This is a genomic window from Helicobacter pylori (assembly GCF_016755635.1).
Taxonomy (GTDB): domain Bacteria; phylum Campylobacterota; class Campylobacteria; order Campylobacterales; family Helicobacteraceae; genus Helicobacter; species Helicobacter pylori_CQ.
On sequence record NZ_CP051500.1, the window covers coordinates 1,274,121 to 1,286,033 of the forward strand.

The window sequence follows — 11,913 nt, forward strand, 5'->3', positions numbered from 1 at the left end:
GCTATCTCTCTAAAGCTTTAAGAGCGGTATTTTTCGCTAAATTGAGCGCGGCTTGCAAATTTTCAATATCCTTACCCCCAGCGCTCGCAAAATCATCTCTTCCGCCCCCTTTGCCTCCTAAAATTTGCGCCACTTCATTAGCCCACACATTCGCCTTTATGGGCGCGTTTTTCACCCCGCATGCGAGAGTGATTCGCTCATTTTCTTTTTTAAACACCATAGCGAGCAATCTTTCATGCTTACTTTTCAATCGGTCAATCATTTCTTTAATGTCGCCTTGTTCCACTACGCCCACCACCAAACTCACGCCATGGATTTTTTCAATCGGTAAATCCATAGAAACGGGGGCTTTTTGGCTGTTTTTCACGCTCTCTTTAAGCTTGTTGATGCCGGCTATGACATCGTTATTTTTCAATAAAGTCTTAGCGTTTTTAAGCTCTTTATTTTCTTCTTTAGCCAGTTGGTAAAAGGCTTTCCCGCACACCGCTTCAATGCGTCTGACCCCACTACTCACCCCGCTTTCTTTTACAATCCTAAACCCCCCAATAAGCCCGGTATTTTCCACATGAATGCCCCCACACAATTCAATGGACGCTTCTTTAAAGCTCACCACCCGCACATTTTCAGCGTATTTTTCGCTAAACAACGCTAACGCTCCCTTATCTTTGGCTTGGTTTAAGGGCATATGCTCCACCTGACTTGTCAAATGTTTAAAAATTTGAGCATTAACTAAATCTTCTACTTTTTCTAACTCTTCATCATTGAGCGCTTTAGCATGCGAGAAATCAAAGCGCAATCGTTTGGATTCCACTAAACTCCCTGCTTGACTCACATGCGAGCCTAAAACTTCTCTTAAAGCGCTCTGCAATAAATGCGTCGCGCTATGGTGTTTGGCGATTTCTAAGCGCTCATCGCTCACTTGCGCGATCACTTGATCGCCTTTTTTTAGCGTTTTTTTGATTTCAAGGAGCGAAAAATTAAGCCCAAAAAAGTTTTTTGTATCCAACACTATAGCCGTTTCTTCATTGTCTTTTAAAAGCGCGCCCCTATCGCCTATAGCCCCCCCACCCTCAGCGTAAAAAGGGGTTTTTTCTAGCAAGACCCAAACTTCTTGGTTAGGCTTTGCATCGGTTATTTCTTTAAAATCGCTATCAAAAAACCCTAAGGCTTTAGCGCAACATTCTGTCGTTTCATACCCCACAAAAACATTGGGCGCATAAGCGTTTAAAATAGCGCTAAAATCAGCGTTATTTTGTTTGCCTTTCCATGAAGCTTTAGAGCGTTTCACTTGCTCTTGCATGCAAGATTCAAAGCCTTGCATATCCACGCACGCCCCATGACTTCTTAGCATGTCGTTCGTTAAATCCAAAGGAAAACCAAAAGTGTCATAAAGCTTGAAAGCGATCTTGCCATCAAAAATTTTATTTTCATTCAAATGCTCTAAAGACAAGTTAAACAATTCCATGCCCGATTCCAAAGTTTCTAAAAAGCGCTCTTCTTCTTCAAAGCATTCTTTCATTACCATTTCTTTAGATTCTTTCAAATACGCATGCGTGTTAGAAAATTGTTCGCACACCACGCCCACGACTTTGTATAAAAACGCTTCTTTCAAGCCCATTAAATACCCATGCCTTAAAGCGCGCCTTAAAATGCGCCTTAGAACATAACCACGGCCTTCTTTATTGAAATGCACCCCTTGAGCGAGCAAGAACGCTACCGCTCTTGCGTGATCGGCCACTACCCTAAAGCTTGGCTGAAACTCGCTCGTATAATCCAAACCTGTAAGCTCGCTGATTTCTGCCATTAAGGGCGCAAATAATGAAGAATCAAAATTATTGAGCTTATGTTCTAATAACGCTTGCACCCTTTCTAATCCCATGCCTGTATCAATGCTAGGCTTTGGCAAGGGGGATAAAACGCCATCATTAGAGCGTTCGTATTGCATGAACACCAGATTCCAAATTTCTAAAAACCTATCGCCCTCGCCCCCAAAATAATCCTCGCTCCCCTTAAAGTGTTTTTCGCCTTGATCAATGTAGATTTCACTGCAAGGCCCACAAGGCCCGCTATCGCCCATTTGCCAAAAATTATCTTTATCGCCCATTTTTTTAATCCTATCAACAGGCACAAACTTTTCCCATAGTTTAACGGCTTCATCGTCTTTTTCATGCACGCTGATATATAAATCTTTAGGCTTAAACCCTAAATTTTTGGTTACAAATTCCCACGCAAACAAGATCGCTTCTTCTTTGAAATAATCCCCAAAAGAGAAATTCCCTAACATTTCAAAAAGCGTGTGGTGTCTTGCGGTGTAACCGACATTTTCCAAATCGTTATGCTTGCCGCCCGCTCGCATGCACAATTGCGAACTTGTCGCTCTAGGAATGCTAGGGCGTGGCACAATCCCGGTAAAAATATCTTTAAATTGCACCATGCCGGCATTGGTGAAAAGCAAGGTAGCGTCATTAGGCACTAAAGGCATGCTAGGATAAACGGCATGCCCCTTATTGTGGAAAAATTGTAAAAATTCGTTGCGAATATCCATGGGTATTCCTTTTTGTTGTTTTATCGCGCATTTTAAGGCTATTTTATAGCTCTTTTAAGTTGTTTTTTTAAAAAGATAGTTTATTATACTTTAAACATCCAAAATAAAGGAGAAAACCATGTTCCATGAATTTAGAGACGAAATCAGCGTGTTAAAAGCGAATAATCCGCATTTTGATAAGATTTTTGAAAAACACAACCAGCTTGATGATGACATTAAAACCGCTGAACAACAAAACGCTAGCGACGCTGAAGTCAGCCACATGAAAAAACAAAAATTAAAATTAAAAGATGAAATCCACAGCATGATCATAGAATATAGAGAAAAACAAAAATCTGAACGCGCTTAAAGTTTGGTCATCTTGGTGAAAACACGCTAAAACGCTTTTTAAAGGGTGTTTTAGCTTTATCGCTTGGCTAGATTTAGTGCTTTGATTTGGATTAAAGCGTTAGGTTGTTTTCAACTTTGGCATTTTTTTAAAAAATGGGTTTTTAAAACTTTATCGTTTTAGCTCTCATTCTATCGCAAAAACTCATTTTCTTAAAGTTTTATTTTCTTGAGAATACAGAAAGCGCTTTGAAATCATTCTCTCCTTTTTAACCCCACTAAATCCTCCTAAAAGAAAGTGCTTTTTAAAAATTACCGCTTTTCCACTCACTAAAAAACTAAAAAGTATTTTGCATCAAACCCTCCCCCAAAAAAAAAGGGTTCAAAAAAGAAAAACTTCAAAAAAAGAAAGCTTTAAAAAAAGCCTTAAAGAAAGACTTCAAAAAAGAAAAGCTTTAAAGAAATCCCTTAAAAAGGGAGTTTCATAAAAGCTTAGTAAGCGAACACATAGTTCAAATACACGCTATAGAGCCTTCTGTATTTGAGTTCAGCCCCCATAAAGGAGTAGTAATTCGTGTTGATGGTGGGGATTTTAAGCCCTAGTTCAATGCCATGCTGAGCGGCATGATCGCTGCCTTTTTTCTTAGACCTGGCTAAATTCATCCTCACTCCCATGTTGAATAAGAATTGGAAATTCGCCACATTCATTTTAGCGTTATAGACATTATTCACGGTGGCTAAATTCACATACTCAGAATTAAGCCATGAAGTGCCCGCTAACGCAATCCCGCCAAAAAGCCCTACAGAAAGCTTGTTGTTTTTGCCTAAGAAATTGGTGGCTTTATCGTTGATGAAGTTATAGAGAGCGTCCGCTCCAAAACCATAAGTCCATACATCAGAAGCCGAGTTGAAAAAGCTGGATTTGATGAACGCATGGTTGTAGTCAAAAAAGCCGTAATACCTAGCGCCCCACTTTCTTTTTTGACCAAAAAATTGTTTGTAGCCCACTTGAATACCGATCCCATTCATCGCACCGTTGTTGGTTTGAGAGCTGACGATGCCCAATTTCCTAAAGGGGTTTCGCCCTAGTTCTTGGTTGATGGTTTGGACTTGGTTGTAAGCGTTTTGATTGAGGTAGTAATTGGTTTCTATGCCTTGCGGGCTATAGGGGTTATTCTTTTTGCTCACCACATTTTGCAAAGATTGAGCGTTAGGGACTTTGGAGAGCGCGGTGGTGATGCTGTTATAGGTGTTGCCCAATTCGCTGTATCTAGATTTGAAATGCACTAGAGTGTCAGCGATGTTTTCTGCTTGCTGTATCTGCTGTTCTTGAGTGCCAAAATGAGCGATGCTGTTTTTTAGATTCATTATGGTTTGCCCCACGTACGCGCAACCGGCCCCCCAAGTGTTAGAAGTTGTCTGACCTGGATTGGTGCCCCTACGCTCACCGCCTTGCATTTCATAGCACACCCCTAAAGAGTCATTTACAAAGGCTGTAGGGATTTTTTCAAAGTTTTTCACCACTTGTTCGGCTTGGTTTAAAATCTCCGCTTGCGCGCTAGCGTTAGCGAGCATGCCTTGCGCAAATTTAGCGTCTGTGTAGGGGTTGAATGTTTTTGCAGTGTCTAGGTTGCTCTGATTTTGCGCGTTTTCACTAACGATTTTGCTTTGCACGACAAGATCTTGCGCGTTAGCGATCATGCCTTGGATAGCGCTGATTTCATTGGCAAACATCCCGCACATTGTCCCATTGCCGCTTATCCCTTCCCAATACCCGCTACCACCATTCTGGAAGTTTGGGCATGCCTCATTTAGGGTAGTGATAATGACGCTCGCTTGCTTTAAAAGCTCTTGAGCGCTATTTTCTGTGTTGATCTTTTCTGTTGTTGGTGTTGATGTTCCTCCATTCCACGAGATTGAAATAGCTTTCCCATGACTCCATGGGTATATTAAAGGTTCATTTGGACTGCCACCCGTTCTTTTGTCTCCATTGATAGTGAAATCAAGTTTTGTGGTGGTGTTGCTAAGAACTGGGATCCCATCTCCATCAGATCCATTCGCTGTCAAAGCCTTTTGAATGATTTGATAGGCTCGATTGATTTTTGCATAATTTTCAGTGGATATAGGCCCACCATGTCCTGGCTGGTAATACGAATTGCAAGTGATGGTCGTCGTATTTTGTCCTGGCACATTATTAAAAGTTTGGATACCTCCATTCGCGCTCTCGTTACTGCCAGGACCACAAGCAGTAAAAGCGTAGCTTGTAACTTGCCACAACCCTACTGCAGCGTTCAATGCTAAAAGCACCGCCTGATAGGCGGGGGAGTTGGTTTTGACATCAAGCAAATTCCTAGAGCTTGAGCCTAGATTATCCCTTGCGTCGTTAATCGCGCTCGGATCAGCGGATAATTTGATCAGGGTGTTTAGGGTGCTGTAATTATTCAAAAGATTGTTCAGCTTTTCATAATTGTCTGAAAGCTCTTGAATGCCTTTAGTGTTTTTCACCATTTGAGCGGCCTCACCGATCTGATAGCCTACGCTTGTGTAAAAGCCGTCGTCTTCAGCGTGGAGCAAAAACGAGAGAGAGAGAGAGAGAGTAAAAGGGTTTTTTTCATGTTTTCTCCTTGAAATTAAAATGGTTAGGTGAGTCTTGTAAAATTATAAGATCTTATCACAAGATTTCGTTAATATAGCATGGATTGATAAGATTTTTGCACTAATTTGGTGTTTTGTTGTTTCAAAAAAAAAAAAAAAAAAGGGTTTTTGGGGTATTTTTGAGCTATTTTAAATGATTAGAAAGGTTTTAAAATTAGGTTTAATCAAGATAGCTATAAAACGGAGGTTTGGTTACTTGGTGGGATCGTTTTAGTTTTGGTTATAAAACTCTTAAGGGGGTATTTTAAATGGGATCGTTTTAGACTTGGCTGTAAGACTCTTAAGGGGGCATTTTAAAATAATGTTCTCACTAATAACGCTTAAGAAACCACCGCTAAAATCAAGCTTTTTTATTTTGTTGTGAAGTGCCCAAACACTAGAGATATTTGGGATTTCTGCTTGGGTGGTTTTAAGGGGGGATTTTTGTCGTTTTTACCGCTAGCGCCCCATAAAAGCCAGGCCAAGATTAAACAAGATTAAACAAGATTAAACAAGATTAAACAAGATTAAACAAGATTAAACAAGATTAAACAAGATTAAACAAGATTAAACAAGATTAAACAAGATTAAACAAGATTAAACAAGATTAAACAAGATTAAACAAGATTAAAAGGGCATGCCCCCCATTAGCCCTAAAAAATTTAGTGCTGTTTAAAAGGGCTATCCACGACTTTTTTCCTATCCACAATGTAGGGGATTAAAGCCATGTGGCGGGCTCTTTTGATCGCTACTTCCACCCTCTCTTGCCACTTTTTGCTATTGCCTGTCAATCTCCTTGGCATGATTTTATAGCGCTCTGATAGCGTGTGCTTGAGCATGTCTAAATCTTTATAGTCAATAAAGCTGATTTTAGCTTCAGTGTATTTGCAATAGCGTTTTGAATAGCGTTTTCTTTCCATAATTTCTCCTTAAATTTTAACCCTTAAAAGGGGATTTCTTCTTCATCAATATTGATTTCAGGCACGCTGTTTTGATACTTGGACGGCTGTGCTTGTAAATTCTCTTTAGCGTAAGCGTTTTGTGCATAACTTTGGGTTTGGCTGAAAGGATCTTGGCTAGGAGCGTTATAATTAGCGGGATAAGCGTTGTTGAAATTCTCATGCATTACGCTATCTTGCATAGCGTTTGCTTGGGGATTGTCTGATTTTTTATCCATAAATTGCAACGAGTCTGCTGTGATGGTGTGGCGGGAATTTTTTTTGCCCGTTTGATCCATCCAGCTCTCATAAGTCAAACGCCCTTCTATCAAAACGCTTGAACCCTTGCTTAAATACTGGTTAGCGATTTCAGCCGTTCGCCCAAACAAACGAGCATCTATGAAGCACACCTCTTCGCCTAGCGTGCCGTCTTGTTTTTTAAAACGCCTGCTTGTGGCTAAACCTATTGTAGCCGCAGCCGAACCGCTAGGCAAATATTTCAACTCCACATTCCTGGTCAAACGCCCTACCATAATCACTTTATTAAACATGATAAGCCCTTATTCGCTATGAGATCCTACGCTTTCTGCTTCCTCTGTGTGATGAGAATGCGTGTGTTCGGTTTTTTCGTGTTTTTCTTTGGCGTGTGATGGCTTTTTATTAGCCCTATCCACTAACGCATGCCACGCTTCTACTTCTTTCTTGCTTTCGTATTTGATCACAATGAAACGCAACACATCTTCATTGATGCGATACAATCGTTCAAGCTCTAAGATCATTGACGGCTCTGCTTTGAAATACGCCACATAATAATAGCCTCTTTTGTGCTTTTTGATTTCATAAGCCAAATTACGCATGCCCATATCCAGGCTCGTTTCAATCACGCCGTGATGCTTAGTGATCACTTCTTTATAAAACTCAATTTTGGATTTAATCTCTTCTTCTACTAAAGTAGGTTTGAGAATAAACATCGTTTCATAATGCCTCATCCATTCTCCTTGTGGTTGTATAGCCCTTTTTTTACTAAAAAAGAGCAAGGTCTAAAAAACTTTTGATTATACCTTGCTTTCGCTTGTTTTTGGATTAAATTGAGTTTTATTGGAATATTAAAGCTCAAAAATAGATCATTTTTCAAGGGTTGATGATTTTTTGAATGGGGGTCAAATACAAAAAACCCAATTCCTTTTGCCCTTGCATGCTTTGAATGTGCCATAACCTAAAAATTTCAAAAACCCTCTTATAGCCGGCTTCTTTCAAACGCAGGGCGTTTTTAGCGTAATTTTGGGCAATCTCTTTAGGGGGAGCGTAGCCTAAAACCTCTTTAGCATCCATTAAACCGGTCGTTTTAATATGAGCGAAAAATAAAAAAAGCTGGTAAAAATAGCGCTCTAACCCCCTTAAAATATCCGCATCTTTTTTGCCCTCTTTTAACAAATAATCATAAATATCAAGCACGCTTTTTTTCAAAAAAAGCCCTAAAATGAGTTTTTGTAGATCCATATCCCCCGCATTGGAGCTTAATTCTTGAATGTCTTCTAAAGTGATGGGTGCGTTTAAAATCGCTAGCTTGTCTAAATCGTTAAACGAAATGCTTAAATCTTCGTTATTGGTTTCAAAAAGAGCGTTTAAAAGATGATTGCTGATGTCTAAATGTAAAAAATTAGCCCTTTCTTGTAAGAATTTCAAACTCTCCCACGCTTTAGGGATAAAAAAGCGCGCATGGATTGCTTCATCTTTCAAGGGGCTTTTTTGGAAAAATTTAACGATAATTTCGCTAGTGTGTTTGTATTTTGTGGTGTCGCTTTTAGAATTATAAAGCCCTATGATAAGCCTGTTATGGCTAGGCCGCTCTAAAGCTTTTAAAAAAAGATTGATGTCATTTTCCTTAAATTTCTTATGCAAGGCAAAATCCAGTTTTAAAATGACTAAACTGCTCCCTCCAAATAAAGAATCCTGCTCTAAAAGGGTCGCAATTTGGCTTTTTTCATAATCGCTCGCATAAAAAAGCGAAGTTTCTGTGTCAGGGTTATTGCATTTAAAAAGCGCGCTAATCGTTTGAATATAATAATGGATAAAAAAATCAAACTCCCCATACAAAAACACCGCTTTAGGGAGTCGTTGTTTCAAATAATGGTCCAAATCTTTACGATACATGCTCTTTAATCCTTGTCTATGATTTCGCCTCTAACTTGCCCTAAAATCAAATCCGCATGCGTGATTGTAACGCGCACCTTTTCTAACGGCTTAAAAACCTTGTTCGTTTTGATCAAAACTTTAAGCCCTATAAATTCTTTTAACCCCACCACCACCCAATCTTTAACCTCCAAAACAACGCCCAAAAATTCTTTTTCTAAAAACTCTAAAGCTAAGCGGGCGAATTTGCGTTTGATAAAATCCCTTTCAATCAAAGCGACCTTTTTTTGTAAAGCGTTCAACTCAGCGCATAATTTGGGCGTTTCTTCTAACAAATACGAACAGCCTTTAGCTTGATGGAACAACAATTCTTTTAAAAGCCTGTGCAAGGCTAGATCGCTGTATCGTCTAATGGGCGAAGTGAAATGCGTATAGCTAGCAAACCCCAAACCAAAATGGCTTTCTTGCATGGGGCTATAAAGGGCTAAATTTTGAGATTTGATGATTAAGCGTGAAACTTCTCTTTCTATACTCTTTTCTTTGGCTATCTTTAAAGCATGCTCTAAAAAAGGAAAAAAACCCATGTTTTTAGGGCGCACAATCTCATAATCAAAAAGCTTAGCGTAAAGGCGTTTTTGCTGCTCCAAACTCGGCTCTTTGTGGGTGCGGTATATCCCCCTATTTTGAAAATGCTCATCTAATAACCTCGTGCTAGACTGGTTGGCTAAGAGCATGGCTTCTTCTATAAGAGTGTGCGCATCGCTTTCTTTTTCTGTTTCAATTTTTTCTATACGCCCTTCTTTATTCAAATACAGCTTGTTTTCAAAGGAATTGAAATTAAACCCCTTTTTTAAACGCTCCTTTTTTAACTTTAAAGCCACCTCTAAAAACCCTAAAAGGCTTTGTTGCAAATCTTTAGCTAAAGAGCTTTGATTAGCGCTTAAAAAATGATTGATTTCTTCATAAGTGCAATTAGCCCTAACTTCAATAACGCCTTGAGATAATCGGGCGTTCTTCAAATCGTCTAAAGGGATTTCATACACTAAAGCCAAGCGTTTTTCAAACGCTTTTAATGAGCATGCCCCTTGAGACAAACTCAAAGGCAGCATGGGATAGACGCTATTAGGGAAATACACGCTAAAACCCCTAATCCTAGCTTCTTTATCCAAACTGGAATGTTTCGGCACAAATTCGCTCACGTCAGCAACCGCCACAAACAAGGTATTTTTTTCTTTATCGTAAAAAATCGCATCGTCAAAATCTTTAGCGTCTTTGGGGTCAATGGTGATAAAAGGGAGGTGAGAATAATTGATCCTGTTTTTAAAATCGCTCGCTTTAAGTTGCGCGTAATGTTGGGCTAAATTCAAACAATCTTTTGAAAAATCCTTAATCCTGTCAAAAAGGCTTAAAGAAAGGTTTTCATCTATTAAAGGGTCTTCTAAGGCCCCTAAAATTTCGCTGATTTCACGCTTTTTAAGATCGATTTTTACCACGCAATGCCTGGGCAATTCTAATAAGGATCTTTGGCTGTGCTTTAAAAGAATGGGTTTTTTAAAAGGCTCTTTAAAAGGGATAGCCACAATCTGGTGATTTTTTTTAGCCAGGTAAGCTATTATCGTGTGATCTGCATTTAAAAGCGCGGCTTTAAAAAAGGCTATGGGGCGCTTTTTAGAACATTCTATTTTGCATAAAATCAAAGCGTCTGTTTTAAAAGATGGGGGTAAGTTTTTGATTAAGGGGTCTTTGGAGTAATTTTTCGCTAAAGAAATGAAAAACGCCTTATTTTCTGCCCATTCAATTCTGCCTATATCAAAGCCTTCTTTTAAAAAATAGCGTTCCTTGTTGCATCCAAGCGCTTCTTTTAAAACGCCCTTTTCTATTAGAGAAGCGAATGGTTTAGGGATCTTTTTAACCCCAAAAAACAGGCTTCTTAAAAACCCTTGCATCAAAAAACACTTCGCATGACTTCAAACGCTTCTAAATAAGGGATTTGAGAAGCGCTGAATTTTTCAAAACTTAAAGAGGCTTGATAGATGAGCATGTCTTTCCCGTCTTGAAAGGGGATTTTTAACTCTTTAGCCAGAGACAAAAAGGGCGTTAAAAACCCATACGCCAAATCATAAGCGAGCTTGCCCTCTTTAAAATACCCTTTCAAAACCTCTTTATTTAAAGGCAATTCGTTATTCAAACTCGCTGAAGTGGCGTTAATGATCAAATCAAAAGCGCTTTTAGGAGGATCCATGAAACAATCACAACCCAAGCGTTGGAAAAAATCCAATCCCCTAGCAGAGCGGTTCAACACGCTCACTTCCAAGCCTTGTTTTTGTAATTCGCACGCTAAAGCTTTAGCGCTCCCCCCAGAGCCTAAAATCAGAGCGCTCTGGTAGCCCTCATCTCCCAAAGAGAGCCAGAAACCCAAAGCGTCGGTATTGTAGCCCACAAGCTCATCATTTTCTAAAACAAGCGTATTGACTGAAGTGCATTCAAGCGCGATGCCCTTGATTTTATCGCAAACTTGAAACGCCCTTTCTTTAAAGGGTAAGGTTACATTAGCCCCACTAAGCCCCAAATGCAAAAACTCGTTTTTGATATGGCTTTCTAAAGGGAGTAATATAGGGTGGTAATGCCCCAAAAACCCTAATTTTTTTTGAAAAGTTAAAAAACAAGCGTTATGGATTAAGGGCGATTTGGAATGCTTAATGGGATTTCCAAAAACCCCAAAAGTTTTTAATTTCATTATTCTTTCATTCAGCCTTTTTTAAAAGTTTTAAAAACACATAGCCCTTTGTTTTGTTAGAAAATTCAATTTCAGCCCAATCGTTTTGGATTTCTAAAACCTTCACGCTTTTATTTTTTAAAAGCAATCCCAAGATTTTACCTTTTGTGCTAGGAAAAGCGCGCACATTCACGCCACTGACTGCGACTTTATACTCTAAAGGTTTTTTTCCCATTGTAGAGGTTGTGGGGGCTTTTTGATCATTTTGAACGGGCGAGGCACTGTTTTGTTTAGGCTCGTTTTCTTTTTCTTGCTCTTGTTTAATCTCTTGTTTAGTTTCTTGTTTTTGCGCGGCTGTGTCTAAAGGTGGCGCTGTGTCTTTGGTAGGGTTTTGTTCTGTGGCGGTTGTGGTCGTGTTGGCTTCTTCTTGTTTGGGCGAAAGCGCGCTGTTTTGGCGCTCTATTTCGGTTTTTTCTAAATTCTGGCTTATTGAAGCGCTGTCTTTTTTTGCATAAAAACCAAGCGCAACATGCACTAAAGCATACAACAACATAAACCCTAAAACCACCAAAAAAGGCCGCATAAAAAGTTTTAAAGAAGATTTCATTTCAGTTTTCATT

Annotated in this window: 8 protein-coding genes and 2 pseudogenes; 1 reads left to right on the forward strand and 9 read right to left on the reverse strand. The window is 39.4% G+C overall.

What is annotated here, in order from left to right; all coding sequences use genetic code 11:
- Position 1: 1 nt before the first annotated feature.
- Entirely contained in the window at positions 2 to 2,545 is a 2,544-nt protein-coding gene (gene alaS, locus HG567_RS05950; RefSeq protein WP_202163747.1) for an alanine--tRNA ligase, read from the reverse strand.
- 118 nt (positions 2,546 to 2,663) lie between these two features.
- Here alaS and HG567_RS05955 point away from each other — a divergent pair, with 118 nt between their 5' ends.
- The gene (locus HG567_RS05955) at positions 2,664 to 2,894 is read left to right on the forward strand and encodes an HP1242/YdcH family protein (RefSeq protein ID WP_000468330.1); all 231 of its coding nucleotides are present in this window, start codon (positions 2,664 to 2,666) and stop codon (positions 2,892 to 2,894) included.
- 470 nt (positions 2,895 to 3,364) lie between these two features.
- Here HG567_RS05955 and babB read toward each other — a convergent pair.
- The 8 genes and pseudogenes from babB to HG567_RS05995 form a co-directional block, all read right to left on the reverse strand.
- Positions 3,365 to 5,487, reverse strand: a pseudogene (gene babB / locus HG567_RS05960) (Hop family adhesin BabB).
- Between the two features lie 681 nt (positions 5,488 to 6,168).
- Positions 6,169 to 6,426 carry a 30S ribosomal protein S18 gene (gene rpsR / locus HG567_RS05965; RefSeq protein WP_000440196.1) on the reverse strand — a complete coding sequence of 86 codons (258 nt, stop codon included), beginning with the start codon at positions 6,424 to 6,426 and terminating at the stop codon, positions 6,169 to 6,171.
- Positions 6,427 to 6,449: 23 nt separating this feature from the next.
- Entirely contained in the window at positions 6,450 to 6,995 is a 546-nt protein-coding gene (locus tag HG567_RS05970; RefSeq protein ID WP_202139505.1) for a single-stranded DNA-binding protein, read from the reverse strand.
- A 9-nt stretch (positions 6,996 to 7,004) separates the two neighbouring features.
- Positions 7,005 to 7,433, reverse strand: coding sequence for a 30S ribosomal protein S6 (rpsF, locus tag HG567_RS05975; protein WP_001216698.1), 429 nt, complete (start codon positions 7,431 to 7,433; stop codon positions 7,005 to 7,007).
- 142 nt (positions 7,434 to 7,575) lie between these two features.
- Complete coding sequence (gene holA, locus HG567_RS05980) at positions 7,576 to 8,598, reverse strand: DNA polymerase III subunit delta (protein ID WP_202163748.1); 1,023 nt, start codon at positions 8,596 to 8,598, stop codon at positions 7,576 to 7,578.
- Positions 8,588 to 10,523 (reverse strand): annotated as a pseudogene (locus HG567_RS05985) (RNB domain-containing ribonuclease). Before HG567_RS05985 ends, holA begins: the two are co-directional and overlap by 11 nt.
- Positions 10,523 to 11,314 (reverse strand): shikimate dehydrogenase, encoded by a 792-nt coding sequence (locus tag HG567_RS05990; protein ID WP_202139508.1) that lies wholly within the window; start codon positions 11,312 to 11,314, stop codon positions 10,523 to 10,525. The pseudogene HG567_RS05985 and the gene HG567_RS05990 overlap by 1 nt, the downstream one beginning before the upstream one ends.
- Positions 11,315 to 11,321: 7 nt before the next feature.
- Complete coding sequence (locus HG567_RS05995; protein WP_202139509.1) at positions 11,322 to 11,912, reverse strand: SH3 domain-containing protein; 591 nt, start codon at positions 11,910 to 11,912, stop codon at positions 11,322 to 11,324.
- Position 11,913: the final 1 nt, after the last annotated feature.